Origin of the sequence: Methylopila capsulata (assembly GCF_016907975.1) — a bacterium.
Lineage (GTDB): Bacteria > Pseudomonadota > Alphaproteobacteria > Rhizobiales > Methylopilaceae > Methylopila > Methylopila capsulata.
On sequence record NZ_JAFBCY010000003.1, the window covers coordinates 365,118 to 387,003 of the forward strand.

The 21,886-nt window shown below is 65.0% G+C and carries 16 protein-coding genes and 3 pseudogenes; 11 read left to right on the top strand and 8 right to left on the bottom strand.

Features of this window, described 5'->3' with window-relative positions:
• The first annotated feature begins 3 nt into the window (after nucleotides 1–3).
• A complete protein-coding gene (locus tag JOD31_RS13025) occupies nucleotides 4–753 on the top strand; it encodes an aspartate/glutamate racemase family protein (RefSeq protein WP_204950772.1) in 750 nt (249 codons plus the stop codon).
• On the opposite strand, the pseudogene JOD31_RS13030 reads toward JOD31_RS13025, so the two are convergent.
• The 3 genes and pseudogenes from JOD31_RS13030 to JOD31_RS13035 form a co-directional block, all read right to left on the bottom strand.
• Nucleotides 648–1,173: pseudogene (locus JOD31_RS13030) on the bottom strand (DDE-type integrase/transposase/recombinase); the annotation flags it as partial. The gene JOD31_RS13025 and the pseudogene JOD31_RS13030 sit on opposite strands and share 106 nt — an antisense overlap.
• Nucleotides 1,174–1,233: 60 nt before the next feature.
• A pseudogene (locus tag JOD31_RS19830) lies at nucleotides 1,234–1,293 on the bottom strand (hypothetical protein); the annotation flags it as partial.
• Between the two features lie 390 nt (nucleotides 1,294–1,683).
• Complete coding sequence (locus tag JOD31_RS13035) at nucleotides 1,684–2,340, bottom strand: hydrolase (protein ID WP_204950773.1); 657 nt, start codon at nucleotides 2,338–2,340, stop codon at nucleotides 1,684–1,686.
• A 153-nt stretch (nucleotides 2,341–2,493) separates the two neighbouring features.
• On the opposite strand from JOD31_RS13035, the pseudogene JOD31_RS19525 reads away from it, so the two are divergent.
• Nucleotides 2,494–2,802: pseudogene (locus JOD31_RS19525) on the top strand (LysR family transcriptional regulator); the annotation flags it as partial.
• A 97-nt stretch (nucleotides 2,803–2,899) separates the two neighbouring features.
• Here JOD31_RS19525 and JOD31_RS13045 read toward each other — a convergent pair.
• Nucleotides 2,900–3,340: a hypothetical protein gene (locus JOD31_RS13045; RefSeq protein ID WP_204950775.1), complete on the bottom strand. Its 441-nt coding sequence runs from the start codon at nucleotides 3,338–3,340 to the stop codon at nucleotides 2,900–2,902.
• Nucleotides 3,341–3,985: 645 nt separating this feature from the next.
• On the opposite strand from JOD31_RS13045, the gene JOD31_RS13050 reads away from it, so the two are divergent.
• Both JOD31_RS13050 and JOD31_RS13055 read left to right on the top strand, forming a co-directional pair.
• Nucleotides 3,986–5,044, top strand: a complete 1,059-nt coding sequence (locus JOD31_RS13050; RefSeq protein WP_204950776.1) for an Atu2307/SP_0267 family LLM class monooxygenase — start codon at nucleotides 3,986–3,988, stop codon at nucleotides 5,042–5,044.
• Nucleotides 5,041–5,934, top strand: a complete 894-nt coding sequence (locus JOD31_RS13055; protein WP_204950777.1) for a pirin family protein — start codon at nucleotides 5,041–5,043, stop codon at nucleotides 5,932–5,934. Before JOD31_RS13050 ends, JOD31_RS13055 begins: the two co-directional genes overlap by 4 nt.
• A 321-nt stretch (nucleotides 5,935–6,255) precedes the next feature.
• On the opposite strand, the gene JOD31_RS13060 is transcribed toward JOD31_RS13055, so the two are convergent.
• Entirely contained in the window at nucleotides 6,256–7,137 is an 882-nt protein-coding gene (locus tag JOD31_RS13060) for a LysR family transcriptional regulator (protein ID WP_204950778.1), read from the bottom strand.
• Between the two features lie 254 nt (nucleotides 7,138–7,391).
• Here JOD31_RS13060 and JOD31_RS13065 point away from each other — a divergent pair, with 254 nt between their 5' ends.
• Nucleotides 7,392–7,820, top strand: coding sequence for a YybH family protein (locus tag JOD31_RS13065; protein ID WP_204950779.1), 429 nt, complete (start codon nucleotides 7,392–7,394; stop codon nucleotides 7,818–7,820).
• A 329-nt stretch (nucleotides 7,821–8,149) separates the two neighbouring features.
• On the opposite strand, the gene JOD31_RS13070 is transcribed toward JOD31_RS13065, so the two are convergent.
• A complete protein-coding gene (locus JOD31_RS13070; RefSeq protein WP_204950780.1) occupies nucleotides 8,150–9,061 on the bottom strand; it encodes a LysR family transcriptional regulator in 912 nt (303 codons plus the stop codon).
• 129 nt (nucleotides 9,062–9,190) lie between these two features.
• Here JOD31_RS13070 and JOD31_RS13075 point away from each other — a divergent pair, with 129 nt between their 5' ends.
• Both JOD31_RS13075 and JOD31_RS19770 read left to right on the top strand, forming a co-directional pair.
• Complete coding sequence (locus tag JOD31_RS13075; protein WP_204950781.1) at nucleotides 9,191–10,807, top strand: xanthine dehydrogenase family protein molybdopterin-binding subunit; 1,617 nt, start codon at nucleotides 9,191–9,193, stop codon at nucleotides 10,805–10,807.
• A gap of 292 nt (nucleotides 10,808–11,099) precedes the next feature.
• Nucleotides 11,100–11,489: a hypothetical protein gene (locus JOD31_RS19770; RefSeq protein ID WP_309299052.1), complete on the top strand. Its 390-nt coding sequence runs from the start codon at nucleotides 11,100–11,102 to the stop codon at nucleotides 11,487–11,489.
• A gap of 56 nt (nucleotides 11,490–11,545) precedes the next feature.
• On the opposite strand, the gene JOD31_RS13085 is transcribed toward JOD31_RS19770, so the two are convergent.
• Both JOD31_RS13085 and JOD31_RS13090 read right to left on the bottom strand, forming a co-directional pair.
• Nucleotides 11,546–12,193 carry an SDR family NAD(P)-dependent oxidoreductase gene (locus JOD31_RS13085; protein ID WP_204950783.1) on the bottom strand — a complete coding sequence of 216 codons (648 nt, stop codon included), beginning with the start codon at nucleotides 12,191–12,193 and terminating at the stop codon, nucleotides 11,546–11,548.
• Nucleotides 12,190–12,651, bottom strand: coding sequence for a VOC family protein (locus JOD31_RS13090; RefSeq protein ID WP_204950784.1), 462 nt, complete (start codon nucleotides 12,649–12,651; stop codon nucleotides 12,190–12,192). The genes JOD31_RS13085 and JOD31_RS13090 overlap by 4 nt, the downstream gene beginning before the upstream one ends.
• 124 nt (nucleotides 12,652–12,775) lie before the next feature.
• Here JOD31_RS13090 and JOD31_RS13095 point away from each other — a divergent pair, with 124 nt between their 5' ends.
• From JOD31_RS13095 to JOD31_RS13110, 4 genes are all read left to right on the top strand, one after another.
• Nucleotides 12,776–13,660, top strand: coding sequence for a LysR family transcriptional regulator (locus JOD31_RS13095; protein ID WP_204950785.1), 885 nt, complete (start codon nucleotides 12,776–12,778; stop codon nucleotides 13,658–13,660).
• A gap of 431 nt (nucleotides 13,661–14,091) precedes the next feature.
• Nucleotides 14,092–14,682 carry a hypothetical protein gene (locus tag JOD31_RS13100; protein ID WP_204950786.1) on the top strand — a complete coding sequence of 197 codons (591 nt, stop codon included), beginning with the start codon at nucleotides 14,092–14,094 and terminating at the stop codon, nucleotides 14,680–14,682.
• Nucleotides 14,683–14,801: 119 nt separating this feature from the next.
• The gene (locus JOD31_RS13105) at nucleotides 14,802–15,473 is read left to right on the top strand and encodes a LuxR C-terminal-related transcriptional regulator (RefSeq protein ID WP_204950787.1); all 672 of its coding nucleotides are present in this window, start codon (nucleotides 14,802–14,804) and stop codon (nucleotides 15,471–15,473) included.
• A gap of 290 nt (nucleotides 15,474–15,763) precedes the next feature.
• Nucleotides 15,764–21,865 (top strand): peroxidase family protein, encoded by a 6,102-nt coding sequence (locus tag JOD31_RS13110; RefSeq protein ID WP_428980913.1) that lies wholly within the window; start codon nucleotides 15,764–15,766, stop codon nucleotides 21,863–21,865.
• The last annotated feature ends 21 nt before the right edge of the window (nucleotides 21,866–21,886 follow it).

Consider the following 21,886-nt stretch of genomic DNA (forward strand, 5'->3'; position numbering starts at 1 on the left):
CGGATGCGCATCCTCCTGATCAATCCCAACACCTCCGTCGCGATGACGGAACGCATGGTGGCGAGCGCCTCCCGCTCTCTGGCGCCGGACGTCGAGCTCGTCGCCCTGACGGCGCCGCATGGCATGCCCTACATCGCCAGCCGCGCGGAATCCGTGATCGCCGGCGCGGCGACGCTGGAGATGATCGCCACGCATCAAGGCGGCGTGGACGCCGTGGTGATCGGCGCCTTCGGCGACCCGGGGCTGATTGCGGCGCGAGAGCTGTTCGACCTCCCCGTGACCGCCATGGCGGAAGCCGCGATGCTTACGGCGTGCATGCTCGCGCAGCGGTTCTCGATCGTGACCTTTTCCCCCACGCTCACCGCTTGGTACGAGGACGCCGTGGCGCTCAGCGGCCTCCAGGGCCGCTGCGCCGGCATCCGCGTGCCGGACGTTCCGTTCGCGTCGATCAACGACGTCCAGAGCGAACTGGAGTCGCAACTGGTCGAGCTGTGTCTGCGCTCGATCGAGACCGACAAGGCGGACGCCGTCATCCTTGCCGGCGCGCCGTTGACCGGCTTCGCCGCCAAAGTGGCGGCGCGGGTTCCGGTTCCGCTGATTGATCCTCTGGACGCCGCGATCGGCCAGGCGACGTTGCTCGCTCGCCTTCAGACGATCCCGGCGCGCGCGGGGCGTTTCGCTCGTCCCCCCGCGAAGCCCGGAACGGGATTGACCCGGGCGCTCGGGGCCTGGATCGAACATCGCCCCATGTGAGCTTGGCGCTCACGTGCCGCCCGTGACGTCGGGAGCACAGCGCGGGCGTGAGGCAACGTACCGGAACAGCGTCTCGTTGAGGAGTTCGTCGCGCAGCCGGCCGTTGAAGCTCTCAATGAAGCCATTCTGCTGCGGCTTGCCTGGCGCGATGTAACGCCAGCCGACGCCGGTCTCGTCCGCCCAGCCGAGGATCGCGTTCGAGGTGAACTCCGTGCCGGTGTCGCTGACGATCGTCGTCGGCCGGCCACGCCGGCGCACGATGTCGTTGAGCTCGCGGGCGACCCGCAGGCCGGACAGCGAGGTGTCGGCGGCGAGCACCAGGCATTCCCGCGTGCAGCCGTCGATCACGGCGAGGATCCGGAAGCGGCGCCCGTCCGTGAGTTGGTCCGACAGGAAGTCCAGGCTCCACCGTTGGTTCGCTGCAACCGACGTCTCCGAGCTGACGCCGTGCTTCCGGCAGACCTCCACGGTCGCAACGCCCGCCTCCTGCTCACGCAGGATCGCGATGATCTGCTCGTCCGTGAACCGTGACTTCTTCATCCGTCCCTCGTGCTGGGGCGGACTCTAGCTATCCGTGGAGGAGTTTCAGGGGGTCACGTCACGGTCCATGGCTCGATCTTCTTCAGCTCCGGATTGTCGAAATTCAACGACACGTAGATGGCATCTGGAGCGACAAGGCGTTGGGCTGCAGCTTAAGTTTTGTCGGGCGCGGTGTTCGACAAAATTCTAGGACCACAGCAAGTGATGATGCCGACAGGTCGTCGGACTTGGTGATCTTCATGGAAAAGCGTCCTTCCGGCTCTCAGAGTTCGGAAGCGGTCGGAGACGACTGACCGTCCATCGATCTTCCGAGTGCTGTAGGAAGACGGGGCTCTACACCCGACAGGCGCGGTCGCGACGCCGCTGAAGAGCACCGTCAGCTCGCTTCGATCAGCGCACGGCTTTCGTCGGAACCGGCGTGTTGAGCAGTTGCTGCTCCCACAGGAAGGCGATGCCGGTCGCGCCGGCGTGCTGTTTCAACACCTCCGCCAGCGCCGGGACCGTCTCGGTTCGGGCCCAGTCGCGCTGCCATTCGGCCGCCACCGCCAGCCAGGTCATCATGTTTACGCCGGCTGCGATCATGCGCTGGATCGCCACCTGATGAGACTCGACCGAGACGCCGCCCGAGGCGTCGGTGACCACCGTCGTGTCCCAGCCTTCGCCGATAGCCTGAATCGCAGGCATTGCGACGCAAACTTCGGTCCAGAGACCCGCAATGATGAGTTGCTTGCGGCCCGTGGCCTTGACGACGTCCACCACCGCCGGGTCCTCCCAAGTGTTTATGAGCGTCCGGTCGATGACCTCCTGATCGGGGAACACGTCGGTGATCTGGGGGAAGATGAAGCCGCCTTGGGCGGCGATCACGCTTGTCAGGATGACGGGGACGTCAAACGCCTTGGCGGCCTTAGCCAGAGCCGCCGTATTGTTGATCACCATCTGCGGATCGTGGCTGTTGAGGTTCGCGAGCTGGAATGGCTGGTGGTCAATCAGCACGACGACGGAATCGTCAGGACGAAGAAGCGACGCAAGGCCGTTACGAAAGGTCATGAAGACATCCCCTGCCGCCGATGTGAGCGAGTTCTGTTGACGGCGAGACATGCGCCGTCTGCGACGCTGCCTGATTGAGGGAATGTCATTTCAGAACGTGATGCGGTAGCGCCGTTTTCTGCCAAGCTGTGTCGCGCAATCAGGAACGCCGAATTGGACATCGAAGAGTTGCGGACCTTCGTGGAGGTCGCCCACGCCGGCGGCGTATCGCCCGCCGCGCGCCGGCTCGAGGCGGATCTCGGGGTCCAGCTGCTGGCGTGAACAATCCACGGTGCGGCCCTCACGGAAGCCGGCCTCACGTTTCGCGACCATGCGGTGAGAGCCTGTGCTGAGGTCGACGAGGCGATGGAGACGATCCTGCCCGCTGGCGACCTCCGCAGCCGCCTGCGGATCGCCGCGCCGCTCAGCTTCGGCCAATACCACTTCGCTCCCGCGATCGCGGAAATGGCGAGACGGCGCCCTGGCGCGCGGACAAGCGCGGCGTGCCGGGCCCGGCGATCAGGGGCATCGGCAGGTCAACCGATATTTTCAGCAACTGATGGAGGCGGCTATTGAAGGCTCATCGTCTGGCGATCGCGAGTTCAGCTCGACAAGCGCTCGAGAAGTCGCGAAGCGGGTCGAGGTCGTTTGCGTGGCTGATGTCCGCGAAGGCCGAGAGATCCTTGTTCGGCGAAAAATAGGTCTCGCCGATGCGCCATATAACGCGTTCGGCCTCCTTCAGCGTTTCCGGCTCTCCGAACAGTCGGATCTTGCTCACCAGAGCATAGAGGTTCACGAGCTTGGCCGGATCGTCGAGTTCATGCCGGAAAGCGTCGCCGAACAAGGTCGAGGCCTCCCGGATGAATTCGCCGTAAAGCGCCTCCCGGCGCGCGCGGTCCTGAACCAGCAGGGTCGCGCGCTCTTGAGAATGCTGCGTCAGCCAGGTGGTGGCGAAGGACGCGAGCGCGCCGATGGCCGACCCCGCAAGGGCTGCAAGCGCGGAGATATAGGCCGCGTCCATCGGCTTCGCCTTTCTCGGGCCGCGTCCCTGGGATGACCTGCGAGCCAGCCGCCGAACCGCTTGTCCGGCATGCGCGCGCTTTCGTCCGTCGTCAGCGAGCGTTCGCCCACGAAGCGTCGACGCCGACGCCGCCGTGGGTTGCGGAGAGTGACCCGCCCGAACGCACAGCGGTAGCGCCAATTCGGGATACGCTGTGTAGCGGTTTGCGGAACGAAATGCGGCGGTTAGCTCGTGCGGCCCCCGTACAAGCTCTGACTCAAGAGATACGCAAGCGACTTATTCCTCGAGGGCTGACCATCGACTTTGAGACGCCAGTCCGTCGAGCGTGGTCGTCGCTCCCTGGCTTGGCGACTTACGCGACGGTCCGTAGCTCTTTGATGTCCATCTTGCGTTCCTCGTTACGCGACACGGCTTGTCGTGGAATGGCGCTACCGCGCATCAGCTACAAGACGCATATCGCGAACAACGGCTCGACCGAGCTGTCGGAGGCTGAACCTATCGGCGTCATTCGGCGTCTTCGCGCGCGGACTTTTCGGTCGGGGTACGGGTCCGTCGCAGGCCATCCAGATGACCGGCGCCGTGGCGAACTTCCACGTCTGACCGACGGGTTCGCGGCCGGCCAAATTCGCAGTTCAAGGACAACGCATGGACATCGGCATCGACAGCTTCGCCGCGATCCTTCCCGATCCGGTTACCGGTCGGCTTCCCTCGGCGACCGACCGGATGGCCGATCTTCTCGATGAGATCGAGGTCGCCGACCGGGTTGGGCTCGACGTGTTCGGCGTCGGCGAGCATCACCGCTCCGAGTTTCTGGATTCCGCGCCTGCGATCATCCTGGCCGCGGCGGCGGCCCGCACCAGCCGTATCCGGTTGACGAGCGCAGTGACGGTGCTGAGCGCCGCCGACCCCGTCCGGGTCTTCCAGCAGTTCTCGACGCTTGATCTGATCTCCAAGGGTCGTGCAGAACTCGTGGTCGGTCGAGGATCGTTCGGCGAGGCGTATCCGCTGTTCGGCCTCGACCCTCGCGCCTATGACGCGCTCTTCGTGGAGAAGCTCGACCTGCTCCTGCAGCTTGGGCGAATGACCAGTCCCGTCTGGGAAGGCCGCTTTCGTCCGTCTCTGACTGGCCAGGGCGTCTACCCGCGCCCGCATCAGAAGCAGCTGCCGATCTGGGTCGGCGTCGGCGGCACCCCACAGTCCTTCGCTCGCGCCGGCGAACTCGGGCTTCCGCTGATGGTCGCGATCATCGGGGGCGGCTTCGAACGCTTCCGCCTGCTCGTCGATCTCTATCGCGAGACTGGCCTGCAGGCCGGGCACAGTCCCGAGACGCTCAAGGTGGGGGTCCACGCCATGGGCTTCGTCGGCGAGACCGACTTGGCGGCAAGGGAAGCCTTCTTTCCCGGATGGGCGCATCTGACGGCCACGATCGGCCGGGAGCGCGGCTGGCCGCCGCCGACCCGCCAGCAGTTCGACGCCCTGGCGAGCCCCGAGGGCGCCTTCCTGGTCGGCGCTCCCGAAACGGTTGCAGCCAAGATGCTCCAGGCCAGCGAGACGCTCGGCGGTCTGTCGCGGATCACCTTCCAGATGAGCACGGCCTCGCTCGAAACGGCGGCGATGAAGCGCTCGATCGACCTTTTGGGCGCCGAAGTCGCGCCGATCGTCCGGGCGGCCCAAAAGCCGGAAGCAAGCAAGGAGACGGCATGATCGAACTGGTCATCGAACAGCGGCGCCGCAGTCTTGGCGGCGGCGTCGAGGTCGGCCGCGTGCTGCCCTTTGCGAAGCGGCGCATGGTCGGCCCGTTCATCTTCTTCGACCACCTGGGGCCGCTCGATCTCGCGGCGGGCGTCGACCGCAGCGTCGACGTACGCCCGCACCCGCATATCGGCCTGTCGACCGTCACCTACCTGTTTTCGGGCGAGATCATGCATCGCGACAGCCTCGGCTACGAGCAGGCGATCCGGCCGCAGGAGGTCAACTGGATGACCGCCGGACGCGGCATCACCCACAGCGAGCGGCTCGAACGCGCGCGCGCCGTTGGCGACCGCCTGCACGGCGTCCAGGCGTGGGTGGCGCTGCCGACGGGCTTGGAAGAGATCGCGCCGTCGTTTTCGCATCACGCGGGAAACGACCTGCCGCAGTGGAGCGACGCCGGCGTCCATGGGCAGCTCATCGCCGGAAGCGCCTATGGACTGACCGCCGGCGCCAAGACGCATTCGCCGCTGTTCTACGCCCATCTCGACATGGAGCCGGGCGCGACCGCCGAGATCCCGTTCGGTCACAAGGAGCGCGCGCTCTATATCGCGACCGGCGGGGTGGAGTTCGACGGCGCCTGCTACGAGGCCGGGAAGATGCTGGTGCTCGGCCCGGCGGCTTCGCGCGTTCGGGCCCTGGAGCGTTCGGCGGTGATGGTGCTCGGCGGCGAGCCAGTCGGCGAGCGGTTCCTCTACTGGAACTTCGTGTCCTCGTCGAAGGATCGGCTCGCGCAGGCGGCGGCGGACTGGAAGGCCGGACGGATGAAGCTGCCGGACGCCGACGACGAGGAGTTCATCCCGTTGCCGAACGAGCCGGAACCGCCCGCGCCGGCCATGTCCTGAGCCTTCGGCCTGCATCTCAGATCATCGGCCAGCGGGAAACGGCGCCCTATGATGACGGTCCAAGCTTCCCAAGGCATCTATGCCTTGGCCTGGTCGCGCTCCTCGCGATCGGGCTCGGCGCCTGCGCCCAGCGTCCCTCAGGTCGCCCCCGGCGTCTACGCCCTCGATGACGCGTTCGGGGTACGCCGGATTGATGCTCGCCCCGTGCAAACTGCCTCGCGATGACAATAACGACCGCTATTCCCGCGCGGCGTCATAGCGCCATGTTTCGACGCGAGGCGCCGCAGCATCGGCAGTGTGGCTTTATTTGGCGTGTCTTCATCAGGCCACAGCCTCATGAACCCCAAAACATTCGATTAGCATCTCGGTGAGCACCCGGATCTTGCGTTGCGGGTGCTGCCCTGGAGGCCGCACAACAAAGACGCCGAGCTCTGGAACGGGATAGCGCCGCATCACTGGAACCAGCGCGCCTGTATCCAGATGCTCTTGGATGAGAGCAACGGGGAGCACGGCGACGCCGATCCCCGCCAATGCGGCGGCCACGAGGGCGACGCCGTTGTCAGCCTTGAACCGCCCGTTCGGCCGCATCGAGATGACCTTGTCGCCGTCCATGGCGGGCCACGTTTCCGTACCCTGCATCACCGCTTGATGGGTCACGAGCTGCTCAGGCGTTTCGGGTGACCCATGCTTCTCCAGATAGCTCGGGGCCGCCACATACTTTGCGTAGATCGGGCCGACCCTTCTCGCGAGGAGGTTTGAGTCAGGCAGATTACCGACGCGGATCGCGCAGTCGAACCCCTCCGCAATGAGGTCGACAATTCGGTCCGTATAGCTTGCGTGGACATGGAGCTGCGGATGCCGCGTCGCGAGGTCTGCAAGCACCGGCGCAAAGTGGGTCGGGCCGAACGAGAGCGGAGCGGTTATGCGCAGCCGGCCGCGCAGCTCGCCGGCGGGCATGACCGCGTCTTTCGCGAGGTCAATCTCGGCGGCGACCTTGGCGGCATGGTCCCTGAACGTGACGCCCGCTTCCGTAAGCGCGGCTCCGCGCGTCGTTCGGGACAGAAGCTGCACGCCGAGCTCCGCCTCTAGCCGGACCAGCCGACGGCTGACAATCGACTTGGATATTCCAAGCCGCCTAGCGGCAGGGGTAACTCCGCGCGCGTCGGCGACTTCGACGAATGTCCGCAGGTCTTCAATATCCATCACGCGTTCCCCAATGCGCAACACAGCGCACCCCAAACCGATGCTACCGCGCTGGAACGGGGAATGGCAGTATTTTGAGGTGGTGCTCCGCGGCGGGCATCGTCTTCCTTCCGCGCAAGCAAAAGTCGAACTGCGTTGGCCGTCGGCCGTCATCGATCAACGAGGCAGTCGGATGAGACTGAATTGATCAGTACAACAATTGTTGCATCCGTGGCGATTTATTAAATTAAACTAAGCAGAGGACCTATGAAAGTATGAAAAAGCTCGTGAAATCCGCCGGTGAAGCTACCGTCCAGACTGACATCCAAGGCGTATTGCAAACCTACGAGACGGCGCTGAACGCCTCGGACGCGGACAAGGTGCTGACCGTATTCGCGCCCGACGGCGTCTTCATGGCCCCGAACAGCCCTTCGTTGGTTGGCGCCGACGCAATCCGGGCCGCCTACGGCGGCATCTTCCAGACGATCACCTTCGACACCGAGTTGACGGTCGAGGAGGTCGTACAGGTCGCTCCGAACTGGGCGTTCGTCCGGACGAGCTCGAACGGGCACGTGACCGTGAATGCGATCAAACAGCGCGTCCCCGACGCAAACCATGAACTGTTCATCTTCCAAAAGGGCGATGACGACGTGTGGAAGATCGCGCGCTACTCGTTCGCGACGACAAACCCGCTGCCCGACTAACCGCAGCCCGCGCTACACCTGTAGGCCGCATCGAGGCGAGTGGAGCGGCCTGGACGTTGATCTAAGAGGTCGGCGACATCGCCGGTTACCAGCTTCCGATCCATGTCGACTTTCCGCATCTCGACGCCTTGCTCGTCGACCCGTTGGACCCGACCATCTCGTGCGTGCAGTCAAAGGGCGTCGGCGAGTTCGGCTTGACCGGTGCGCGTCGCCTACAACGCTCGCGGCGAGGCGGCCGATCCTGCCCAAGCCGGATCGGCCGCCTGATCCAATTTCCGCTTAGGGGAAGCCGTCTGATGTCCGCTCCTGGCGCGATTTGGGAATTGCGCTCAGTCGGCTGACGAACCGCGATCGCGCCATGCAGCCATGTCCACGAAGGCCCGAAGCGCGGAAGACGTCGCCCTCTGACGCGGGTAGTAGAGCATGAAGCCAGGGAACGCGTGACACCAGTCTGCGAGCACGCGTTCAAGTCGCCCCGTCGCCAGATGCTCTTCGACGAACTCATCGAAGATGAAGGCGATCCCGGCCCCGTCCAACGCGGCCTTGATCATCAGACTCTGGTCGCCGAGCGTCAGACGGCCCTTCACATCGATGTCGAACCGCTCGCCGGCTTTCTCGAACTCCCAGTGGAACAGCCTTCCGTTAGGGAACCGAAACCGGACGCAGTCATGGGGGAGAAGATCTAGCGGCGTCTCGGGCCGACTCCGGCTGGCGAAATAGCCGGGGGCGGCGACTGCGGCCCAGCGTTTAGGAGAACTGATGCGCACGCCGACCATGTCCTGCGGGATGCTCGACATGAAGCGGACGCCCGCGTCGAAGCCGGCGGCCACGACGTCCCCAAGACTGTCTTCGTCGACGATCTCGACATGAACCCCCGAATGCTGGTCGAGGAAGCGCGTAACAAGCGGCGCGAGAACAAGATGAGCTGCCGCCCGCGACGTGTTGATCCGTAGCATGCCGGTCGGGCTCGCGTGGAAATCGTTCATCTCCTCGACGGCCCCACCAAGCAACGCGAGAGCCGGCTGGACCCGCTCCAGCAGGCGGGCGCCCGCGTCCGTCAGCGAGACGCTGCGGGTGGTGCGGTTCAGCAGGGTGACGCCAAGCCGCTCCTCAAGCGCACGGATCGCATGACTGACCGCGGAGACCGATACCGCGTGCTCAACGGCGGCAAGCCGGAAGCTCCCCAGGCGCGCGACCGCAGCGAAGATCGAGAGATGACCAAGATTGGGTCGAGCGAGCATTGAGTAGTTTTCTTCAATAGGTCAGTCACGCCGGACGAGTGCGAGACGCGCGGGGGCGCGATCACGCATCGCCCGACTGGACGCAGGCTCGGCTACGGCGAGCTGACGGCTGACGCCGCCCGCCTTCCCGTGCCGGAAAAGCCGGAGCCCAAGGCGCGCGCCGCCTATCGCGTGCTCGGCAAGCCGACCCGGCGCGTCGACACCGCGGCCAAGACCGACGGCTCAGCGCTCTTCGGCATCGACGCCCACCCGCCCGGGCTGCGCTACGCGATGGTTCAGGCCAGTCCGGTTCTCGGTGGCGCGCTGAAGAACGTCGGTGACGCGAAGGCGCTCCAGGTTTCGGGCGTCCGCCAGGTTGTCTCGATCGGAAATGCGGTTGTCGTGGTGGCGGACACCACGTGGGCCGCGAAGAAGGGTCTCGCGGCGCTTCAGATCGCCTGGGACGATGGCGCGATCGCAGCGCTCGCCACCGCCGACATGGTGGCCGGCGCCGACGCCGCGCTTGAGAAGACCGGACTCATCGCGGCCAAGGCCGGCGACGTCGTCGCCGCCGAAACGGGCGCGGCCGCGATCCACGAGATGACGTTCCGGCTACCCATGATGGCTCATGCGGCGATGGAGCCGCTCAACTGCACGGCGCATGTGACCGCGGATCGCTGCGAGGTCTGGGTGGGCTGCCAGTCGCTCACCCGCGCAAAGGCGATCGCGGCGGAAGTATCCGGTCTGCCGGCCGACAGAGTCGCTGTCCATAACCACCTGCTCGGCGGGGGCTTTGGGCGAAGGCTTGAGGTCGACTATGTGGCGCAGGCGGTGCGCATCGCGAAGCAGGTCGACGGTCCCGTCAAGGTGGTCTGGAGCCGCGAGGAGGACACGCGACAGGACTACTATCGCTTCCACAATCACAGTCGGGTCACGGTCGCGCTCGACGCCGCCGGCGCGCCGACGAGTTGGCGGCACCGCATCGTCGGGCCGAACATCATGGCGCGCTTCCTTCCCGTGTTTCAGAAGGACGGCGTCGACCTCGACATCGTTGGCGGCGCGAACGGACCGTACGACTTTCCGAACCTTCTCATCGAGTTCGTACGCAACGAGGCGCCGGCCGGCCTCAACACCGGGAACTGGCGCGGGGTCGGCGCGACGCGCAACGTCTTCATCGTCGAAAGCGTGATCGACGCGCTCGCGCGGCGGGCCGGGCAGGATCCGATCGCCTATCGGCGTCCGCTCCTCAGGAGCCAGCCACGCATGCTGGCGGCGCTCGATCTCGTGGCGGAGAAATCGGGCTGGGGGACGCCGCTGCCGCCTCGCACCGCGCGGGGCGTCGCGCTTTGCGCCGACTTTGCGAGCTACGTCGCGATGGTGGCCGAGGCGCATGTCGATGAGGCCAACGAGGTCACGGTGAAACGGATCGTCGCCACGGTCGACACAGGCTTTGCGATCAACCCGGACATCGTGAAGGCGCAGATCGAGGGCGGCGCGATCTTCGGCGTGTCGAGCGCGCTGTTTGACAACGTCACGGTCGCGAAGGGCCGCGTCGAGCAGGGCAACTTCGACACCAACCGCGTGCTCCGAATGAACGAGGCGCCGCCGGTCGAGGTCTACATCATCGAGAGCGGGGAAGATCCCGGCGGCGTCGGCGAGCCGGGGACGGCGGCGGCGATCGCAGCCGTCGCGAACGCGGTCAGCGCGGTGCTCGGCCGGCAGGTCGCAGCGCTTCCGCTCGACGCCGAGCGGCTCAAGGAGGCGTGAGATGGCGTTTCATCATTATCGTCTCGCCACCGCAGTCGCCGCTTTGTCGCTGGCGACGGCGCTCATCGGCTTGGCCGGGCGAGCGTCGTCGTCCACGGACGCCCCGACCGTCTCCCCAACGCCGTCGGCAATCGGGAGCGTACGATCTCTGAAAGAGCCCGGAGACTTCGCCTCGATTCAAGACCGGGCCGAACGCTCCGCCGCTCTGTTCACCGAGGCCGCGCGCGTCATCCAGAGCCCGCGCTGTCTCAACTGCCACCCGGCGAGGCGCACGCCGACTCAAGGAGCGGACATGCATGCGCACCGGCCGCTGGTTCTCGGCGGAACCGCCGGCCACGGCGTCGCTGGTCTGCACTGCAAGGCCTGCCACCAGTCGGAGAACTTCGACACGCAAGGTGCCTCTCCCGCGACAGTGCCCGGCCATCCGCTCTGGCATCTGGCTCCGGCCTCGATGGCCTGGCAGGGCAAGTCGGTCACGGAGATCTGCCGCCAGCTTAAGGATCCGGCGCTCAACGGCGGCCGGACGCTCGCGATGATCCACGAGCACATGATGCATGACGGGTTGGTCGGCTGGGCGTGGAGGCCGGGCGAAGGGCGAGCGCCGGCCCCGGGCACGCAGCACGGCTTCGGAGAGCTGATCGGAGCCTGGATCGAGACGGGCGCAGCCTGTCCGGCGGGCTGAGCCACGCTTCTCTCGCGGGGGCGCGCCTGCCGCCAAGCGGCGGCGGGCGCCGTCCTTCAAGCGGCGGGGTACGCGATCTCCCAGCCTGCGTCGGCGTCGGCCGCGAGCCTCCACAGCGCGTCGGCGACGCCGCGGGCTTCGGTCGAATGCGGGTCGACCAGCGTCGAGACCGTCACGGCGCCGATCCTGGTCCCCCGCGCGGCAAGCTCCGGTACAAGTCCCTGGACGAGGTTGCGCAACGCCGCCTTGCCCGCCCCGAGGCTGGCGTAGGAGGCGTGCGGCTCCACCGTGAGCCCGCCGCCGGTGACGAGGATCGAACCGCCCCGGTCGCCGAAGGTCTCCGCCGCGGCCCTGATCGCGTGGAAGCCGCCCGTGATGTTGACCGCCACGTCGCTCTCGACCTCGGCGTCCGTCATGCTGAACAGGTCCTGCTGACGGACGAAGGCGGCGTTGTAGAGCACCGCAGTGAGGCCGCCGGAAATCCGGTCGGCCGTGCGCATCGCGACACGCAGGCTGGCGGCGCTGGTGGCGTCGAGTACAACACCGTGCGCCTCTATGCCCTTGCCCGTCAGCCGAGCGACCATCGGATCCAGGTTCTTCGGGCTGCGGCTTGAAACAACGGCCTTCCAGCCCTCGCGCCCGAACCGCTCGGCCGCGGCCTCGCCGATTCCGGGGCCGGCTCCGATGATGAAGATCGCGCTCACGGCAGCACCTCGGCGAGTTCGACCAGGTTGCCGAAGGGGTCGGCGAAGAAGGCGAGCTTTCGGCTGATCGCCGGCAGCACGAAGGGCTCGGTGACGATCGTCACGCCGCGGCCGCGCAGCTTCTCGACCGTCTCGTTGACGCTGCCGACGTTGAAGCAGAAGTGGTGATAACCGCGGTACTTCAGGCTGTCACCGAGATCCGTGTAGGGGCGCGCCTCACGAGGCTCGGGATCGCCGCCGCCCAGCACCTCGACGTAGAAGTGATCGTCAGCCGCAGGAGCCAGATAGGCGAGTTGCTCGTCTGCGTAAGACCATTCGGCGATGACGCGGAAGTCGAGCTTGTCGACGTAAAATGCCTTCGCCTCGGCGAGGTTCGGCGTGCGGACCGCGACGTGATGGCCGCGCATGTCGGCGAAGATCGAGGCGGCGTTCTTCGCGGGAGGGGTGAAGTCAGGCATCGGTCGTCTCCAAGGTTGCGCCGAGCCCGCGTCAGTGCGGTTCGGCGAATGACCGAGATTTGCCCATCGCGATTGCCCTGATTAGATTTCAAAAAAACGAGACACTGCTGAGTGGAGATCAGCAATGCGGACCACGGACCTCTCGGAGCTCGCCGCCTTCGACGCTGTCGCCCGCCATCGCAGTTTTCGCCGCGCCGGTGAGGAGAGAGGGGTGACCGCTTCGGCCGTCAGTCATGCGGTCAGCAATCTCGAGGCCCGAATGGGCATCCGCCTGCTGAACCGCACGACCCGGAGCGTCTCGCTGACGGACGCCGGAGCGATGCTCCTGTCCCGGCTCTCGCCCGCGTTCGACGACATCGGCGCGGCGGTCGACGGCGTGAATCAGTTCCGCGACAGCCCCTTCGGCAAGGTCCGCATCAACATCCCGAACTCGATCGCGCCTTTCGTGATCGGCCCTGTCATAGGACCGCTGCTCGCCGCTAACCCGAACCTCGAACTCGAGATCGTCGCGACGGACCGGCTGGTCGACATCGTGGACGAGGGGTTCGACGCGGGCGTCCGGCTCGGCGAGAGCCTCAGCGACGGCATGACGGCTGTGAAGATCAGGCCGCGCCTGCGGCTCGTTGTGGTGGGCGCGCCGGTCTATCTCGCGGAGCGAGGCACGCCGCGGACGCCGGCGGACCTCGAGCGCCATTCGTGTCTGCAGAACCTCTACCCCAGCGGCCGCCGCTACGCCTGGTCGTTCGAGAAGGACGGCAAGCAGATCGAGTTTCAGCCCTCCGGGCCGCTGTCCTCCGACGACCATGAGGTGCTGGTCGAAGCCGCGATCGGCGGGCTTGGGCTGGCGTATGTCTGGGAAGACCGGGCCGCCCGCGCGATCCGCGACGGAACGCTGGTCCCCTGCCTGGACGGCTGGCGCCAACCCGAGGACTGGCTTCACCTCTACTACCCGACGCGCAAGTACATGTCGGCGGGCCTCAGGGCGCTGATCCAGGCCATGCGGGTCTGAGGCGCAAGTGGTTTACTGAGCTTCATTCAGAAGTATCTCAAAAATAAGAGCGCTTATCAGAATGATGGGCGCGACCCTAACTCCAGACTGCGGCCCGGATCTACCGGGCCCTCTCCCCGTTGATATCCTACATCATCGTGACCTACCCCTTCAGGCTTACAGGTCTTCGCGGTCGCGCTATCTCCAAGAATCAAAAATTCCAGCTTTGGGACGACCCAGTCATAGAAGACAGGCCGCTCGAATTATCATATCTGGGCCACGATACTTCTTTATTCATACTGCCGGATGCTGACGTAATCAGCCATCCGCTGACGTACCCATTATTAAGTAGATAGAATTACGTATTCCTAATCGTAGGAAAAGCGCTATATTTTGGTCCAAATACATGGATAAAATGTGCTATGATCCGCTCTGTGGCGTCATATCGAAGTATGAGCCCTTTCTTGCGCTCGGTGGTATTTGCCACGGCGCTAGTTGTTTCCTTGATCGATGTCGCCGTTATCGCGTCCACCTATTCTACGCAATCGGAACGCAAGCAGCTTGAAGCCGTGTTCGACCGTGCGAACAGCGGCGTCACACGGGCTTATGCGCTCGCCATCTCGCCGTTTCTGGCGGGCGACGCGCTCAATTATCGGGCCGCGGCGGGAGCAAGCCGGGCGATTGTCCTAAGATTCGCCCTTTCCCCGCCGGAGGGGCACGAGCCGCTTCCAGTCCCCAGCCAGGCGTCGCACGCGGCCGAGGGGATGCGGCAGGTCGCGACGCTTCTGGGCGCCGAACGCGCGAGCGAAGCGATTAAGCGTTTCAACATAGAACTCAAAGCTCTGGCGATCGACACGACAAACCATGCCGAAGAGTTCGATAGACTGGCGCAGGGCTCGCGTCCTGATCTCGACCGCCAGCCTGTTCGGTCTCGCGGACCTGGCGGATCAAAGCCGGGAGATCGAATTGGCCTGCACGGATCCAAAGACCACAGCCAAGTGCTTTCACACGGTAAGGGCGGACCTCGACGCGGCTCTGCGTGAAGCCTCGCGCCAGGGCTTGAGGTCCTTTGCTAATATTCGGTCATTGTAAGACATCCATCCACAATCTCGATAATGGATTAGCGAAAAGAAGCGTCGACGCACCCAAGTAGGACACTAAAATGACGGGTCATAAAGTTGCGCTTATCGCGGACGGACACGAAATTTTCAGGGCCGGACTGGCTGCGATGCTGCGGTCCCGTCTAGGATTTTCGCACGTTATCGAAGCGGGAAATCTTGACAAAGCTATCGAGCACCTGGGGATTGAAAAAGACATCACGTTCGCGTCGTTCGACCTGAACATGGCAGGCGTCGAAAGCGTCGTCAGCCTGCAGGCTGTCCGGGATGCGTTCCCGGAGCTTCGCTTTGCGATCATCGCGGGGTCGACGCGGCAAGAGGACATCCTGATGGCGCTGAAGATTGGCGCTCACGGTTATGTGCCCAAGACCCTGACGATCGAGGGCATCGTCAACGCTCTTCGCCTTGTTCTGGACGGCCAGATCTTCGTTCCGCCGTGTATTTCCGATCCGCCGCGCGTCGAGATTTCCGCGACGCAGAGCGAGTTGTCCCTGATCACGCCGGCTGACGGCCTGAAGCTGACCCGCCGGCAACGCGACGTGCTGGCCTGTATCGCGCAGGGCAAGTCCAACAAGGAAATCGCGCGTATTCTAGATCTCGCCGATGGCACCGTGAAAGTTCACGTCAACGCGCTGTTTCGCGCGCTCGGCGTCCATAACCGCGTGTCGGCGGCGTCCGCCCTGATGCAGATGGGCGCAAATAATCGATACAAGTAGTTTCACGTAAGTAAATTACCATATCCCTCATCTTATTCGCCTCATTCTCATCTAAATAGTAAATAAAACTATCTATGTCGACAGCCGGAAATCTAGTGACTCTGCCGCAATAGCCCTCCGTCTGAAGTTGTGGCCAGATCGTTCCGGACTTGGAGGAAGGCGCAGCGTCGCCGTCGCCACCAAGCGCAAAAATTAACAATCAGCAGTTCGGCGACGAAGGCGGCGCGGGCGATGCGCGTCCGTCCCGCGCGCAAACTCGACCTGCGCAATACATTGAGGGGGCCAATGACATGCCTAGCAATTTTACGGTCAACACCGAAGATCTCGCCTATATTCTTCAGCAGATCATCATCTCGGAACGCGAAACCGCGGGCGAGACGCTCCAGGACATCATCGGACCCGACGCCTCGTTGCTTCCCTATGGCCTCCGCAAGGTCGACGGATCGGACAACAACCTGCTTCCAGGCGGCGAGCAGTTGGGCGCCGCCGACACGGTGCTGCCGCGTCTTTTGGACCCGGTGTTCGGCGACGACGGCGACGGCGACTCCATTGCCTTTGGCCCTCCGGGCCAGCCCGGCCCTCCCCCGCTGACGAACACGGACTACGGCTCGACGGGCAGCGTCGTCGATGCGGACCCGCGCACGATCAGCAACCTGATCGTGGACCAGTCGAACGCCAATCCCGCCGCCGTCGCGGCGTGGCACGCCAACCCGATCGCGGTCGCGAACTGGGAGGAGGCCCACCCCGGCGAGACGCTGTCGCCGACCTACATCCCGACCAACGAAGAGCTTTCGATCATCCAGAATCAGTCGCCGGACGTTGGCCTCTCACCGTCGTTCAACGGCTGGATGACCTTTTTCGGCCAGTTCTTCGATCACGGCCTCGACCTGATCACCAAGGGCGGCAACGGCACGGTCTACATCCCGCTGATGCCGGACGATCCGCTCTATGTGGAGGGCGGCCCTAACTTCATGCCGCTGACCCGCAGCACCCAGGTCGTCGCGCCTGGCGCCGACGGCGTGCTCGGCACGGCCGACGACCTCACGCACGAGACCATCAACACCACCACCTCGTGGATCGATCAGAACCAGACCTACACGTCGCACGCCTCCCACCAGGTGTTCCTGCGCGAATACGCGTTCTCGGTCGACACCACGGGCGACGGCGTGCCGGATTCGAACGCCGTCTCCACCGGCAACCTTCTGAACGGCGCGCATGGCGGCCCCGCGAACTGGGGCGAGACCAAAGCTCAGGCCTTGGAGATGCTTGGCATCCGACTGACGGACGCCGACGTTCTCGACGTGCCTCTGCTCGCCACGGACGAATACGGCAAGTTCATTCCCGGGCCGAACGGCTACGCCCTGATCGCGACCCCGGACGGCTTCGTCGAGGGGACCGCCGAGGGCACGCTCATACCCGCCAATGCGTTTCGCACCGGCCACGCGTTCCTGAACGACATCGCCCACACCGCGGCGCCCGTCATCGTCGGCGGCGCGCTGCAACCCGACGCCGACGTCGAGGCGGGAAACCCGGTGCCGGTCGATCCGCAGGGGCAGAACACGCAGTACGACAACGAACTACTGGACCAGCACTTCATCACCGGCGACGGGCGCGGCAACGAGAACATCGGCCTCACCGCCGTCCACACGATCTTCCATTCCGAGCACAACCGTCTGGTCGAGGCCAACAAGGCCACCATCCTGGAATCCGGCGATCTGACCTTCATCAACCAGTGGCTGAAAGACGACATCACCCAGATCCCGACCGACACGAGCACCCTGGTGTGGGACGGCGAGCGGTTGTTCCAGGCCGCACGCTTTGTTACCGAGATGGAGTACCAACATCTCGTCTTCGAAGAGTTTGCTCGCAAAGTGCAGCCGAACGTCGATCCGTTCGTTTTTACCAACACGGCTGATATAGACCCTTCGATTACGGCTGAATTCGCCCATGTCGTCTACCGATTTGGGCACTCTATGCTGACAGATACAGTATCTCGCATGGACGACGACATGAATTCGACAGACATCAGTCTGTTCGACGCCTTCCTCAATCCGCAGGCGTTCGTCGATAGCGGCGTCACCGCGGACGAAGCGGCAGGCGCCATCGTCCGCGGCATGGTTCGGCAAGCGGGCAACGAGATCGACGAGTTTGTCGTCGAGGCGCTGCGCAACCAACTCGTCGGCTTGCCGCTGGACCTCGCAGCTCTGAACATCGCCCGCGGCCGGGAAACCGGCGTGCCGGCGTTCAACGTGGCGCGAGCGCAGTTCTTCGCCGAAACAGGCGACGCCCAGGTCAAACCTTACGAAAGCTGGTTCGACTTTACGCAAAATCTTAAGAACCCGCTCTCGATCGTAAATTTCATCGCCGCGTATGGCACCCATGAATCGATCGCGGCCGAGACGACGATCGAAGGCAAGCGGGCGGCCGCGACCGCGCTCGTGCTCGGGACAACGGAAGTCGTCGGCGGCGATACCTTCGCTCCACCGGCGGACCGGCTCGAATTTCTGTCGCACACCGGGGCGTGGGCTTCGACCGAGACCGGCCTGAACTTGGTCGACTTCTGGATCGGCGGCCTGGCGGAGCAGAAGATGGAGTTCGGCGGCATGCTGGGCTCCACCTTCAACTTTGTCTTCGAAAATCAGATGGAGAATTTGCAGAACGGCGACCGCTTCTACTATCTCAGCCGCCTGCAGGGAACGAACCTGCTCAACCAGCTCGAGCCGAACACGTTCGCCGAACTGGTCATGCGAAACACCGATCTCGGCCAGCCCGGCCAGGCCCATCTGCCCGGCACGCTGTTCGACACGCCGGACCTGATCCTGGAGCTCAATCAGGCTGTCCAGATCGGCGCCGATCCGACCTATGACAATCCGATCACGCAGGCTCTGACCCCCAAGGTGGTTCGGCATGCGCCGGGCGCCGACGTCGATGGCGACGGCCACGCGGACGGCGGCTATCTCAAGTACTTCGGACCGGAGCATGTGGTCCTCGGCGGCACCGAGGGCAACGATACGTTGATCGGCGACAAGGGCATCGACGCGCTCTGGGGCGACGGCGGCAACGACTACCTGAACGCCGGCATGGAGTCAGACCAGGTCTTCGGCGGCGACGGCGACGACATCATCATCGACCCGTTCGGAGACGACTTCCTCCGCGGCGAGGACGGCAACGACGTCATCAGCGGCGGTCACGGCTTCGATTTGCTGTTCGGCGGTCGCGGGAATGACTTCATCGTCGCCGGCGACGACGTCACCGAAGTGTTCGCCGGCGAGGGCAATGACTTCGTGCTTGGCGGCGGCGACTCCGACGCGCTGCTCGGCAACGAGGGCGACGACTGGATCGAGGGCGGCGAAGGCTTCGATGCGCTTTCTGGCGAGAATTCGCAGCTGTTCTTCAACAGCCCCATCATCGGCCACGACATCCTGAACGGCCAAGGCAACGATACCGACTATGACGGCGAGTCCGGCGACGACATCATGTTTCAGGGCGCGGGGATCCAGCGCAACAACGGCATGTTGGGGTTCGACTGGGCGATCCACAAGGGCGACCCCAACGCGGCGCACTCCGACCTTGGTATCCCGATCTTCGTCACCCAGCCCGCGCTGATCCTCCGCGATCGCTTTGACTCCGTGGAGGGCCTGTCCGGCTGGAAATTCGACGACGTCCTGACCGGTACGAATGCCCCGATAGGCGGCGCAGGCGACGGCGGCGGCGGGATCATCGACGCTCCGCTAACCGACAGCATGCTGCTGCAGCAGGGCGTCGATCGCATCGCCGGACTTCAAACCTACTTCGGGCCGCGCCTGGTGGATCCGAACGGCGTGGTGTTCAACCCGCAGGCCGGCGGAGACATTCTGCTCGGCGGCGACGGCAGCGATCTCATCACGGGCCAAGCCGGCGACGACATCATCGACGGCGACCGGTGGCTGAACGTTCGCGTCAGCGTCCGCAATTTCACCGACCACAGCCAGGAGCTGTTCTCGGTCGACAGCCTGAGCGAGATCCAAGCGCGGCTCCTGAGCGGACAAATCAATCCGGGTCAGCTGGAGATGGTTCGCGAACTGATCATGGCGGACGGGTCGGACGACGTCGATACGGCGGTGTTCAGCGGAGTCGCGTCGAACTACACGTTCGGCGGCGTCGGCCCGAACGGCGGCTTGCGCGTGACCGACGACACGGGCGTCGAAGGCACCGACACTCTTTGGGGCATCGAACGCCTGCAGTTCGCCGACCAGACGATCACGATCAGCGGCGACAACTTCGCGGCGTTCGGAACGGTCACGATCAGCAACGCGGCGCCGTCCGAGCATGAGCTCCTGACCGCCACCGCGGACGTCTTCGACGTCGACGGCATCGCGCCGGGAACGCTGAGCTTCATCTGGCAGACCCAGGTGACACAAGGCGGAGAGACCACCTGGGTGGACATCCCCGGGGCGGTCGGCGCCACGTTTACTCCCACCGCCGACCAGATCGGCCTCCCGCTGCGCGCGGTGGCCACCTTCCTAGATCTCCTCGGGGTGACGGAAAGGGTGACGTCGGACGCGACCGCCGCCGTCATCAACGTCAACGATCCGACGACGGACATCGTGCTGGCGACGGCGGCGCTCGCGATCAACGAGAACAGCGCCGACGGGCTGGTGGTCGGTTCGGTTCTCGCGATCGACGCCGACGGCCCGGCGGGCCTGGTCTACTCGCTTTCCGACGACGCCGGCGGGCGGTTTGCGATCAATGACAGCGGCCAGATCACCGCCGCTCATCGCACGCTCCTCGACTTCGAACAGAACGCGACCCACGCGATCACCGTGCGGGTCACCGACGGCGGCGCCACGTTCGACAAGAGCTTCACCGTCGCCGTCGGCGACGTCGCCCCCGAGATCGTCTCGGGCGACGCGGACGACAACGTGATCCTGGCCGGCCTCGGAAACGACCGGCTGGACGGACTCGGCGGGGCGGACACCCTGGCCGCAGGCGTCGGCGCCGACAATTACTGGGTGGACGATCTTGGCGACGTGGTCACGGAAGTCGCAGGCGAAGGAGCCGACATCGTCTTCGCCAGCTCGAGCTGGACGCTCGGCGCCGGCTCATCGGTCGAAACGCTGCGTGCGAGCTACGGCGCGAGCCCGATCGGGATCACGCTGACCGGCAACGAACTGGCGAACAACATGAGGGGCGGCGGCGCGGCCGACGGCCTCGTCGGCGGCGGCGGCGATGACAGGCTCGATGGTCTGGCCGGCGCGGACGTCGCGGACGGCGGTCTCGGCTCCGACGTCATCTTCGTTGACGACGCCGGCGACGTCGTGGACGAGTTGATCGGTGAGGGAACCGACACGGTCTACGCCAGCACAAGCTGGACTCTGGGCGCCGGATCTTCGGTCGAGACCGTGCGCGCGAACTACGGCGCCAGCGCCCTTGGGATCACGCTAGGCGGCAACGAACTGGCGAACAGCTTGCTCGGCGGCGGCGCGAACGACACTCTGGTCGGCGGCGGCGGCAATGATCGGCTTGACGGTCTGGCCGGCGCGGACGTCGCGGACGGCGGTCTTGGGAACGACAACTACCTCGTCAATGACGTCGGCGACGTGGTGAATGAGGGCGTCGGCGAGGGAGCCGACACGGTCTACGCCAGCCAAAGCTGGACTCTCGGCGCCGGATCCTCGGTCGAGACGCTGCGGACGAATTATGGCGCGAGCACAACCGGCATCACGCTCACCGGCAACGAAGTTGCGAACAGCCTGATCGGCGGCGGCGCGGTCGACACCTTTGTCGGGGGCGGCGGGAACGACAGCCTGGACGGCAAGGCGGGCGCCGATGTGGCGTCCGGCGGAACCGGCGATGACATTTACTATGTCGACAACGCTGGCGACGTCGTGAACGAGGCCGGCGGCGAAGGCTCCGACATCCTCTATGCCAGCAGGAGCTGGGTCCTCGGCGTCGGGTCTTCGGTGGAGACGCTACGATCGAACTACGGTCAGAGCGCAACCGGCATTACGCTTACCGGCAATGAACTGGCGAACAACATGAGGGGCGGCGGCGCGGCCGACACGTTGGTCGGCGACGGCGGCAATGACCGCCTGACCGGTGGTTCCGCAGCGGATCTGCTTATCGGCGGATCGGGGAACGACACCCTGTTCGGTGGCGTCGGCGACGACACGCTGGTCTTCCAAAGCAGCGGGTTCGGCGCCGACCGCGTGGCGGATTTCGACAGCGGCGCCGCCGGCGCGCAAGACCTTCTCGACATCTCGGGACTCGGGATCACCGCCGTGAACTTCGCCGCCCAGGTGCACATTTCGCAGTCGGGCGCGAGCACGCTGGTCGAGATCGGCGGCGACAGCATTGTCCTTGTCGGGATCAATGTTGCGACGATCGATCAAACGGACTTCGCGCTGGCTTAACGCCCCCAAGAAGCGCGAAGG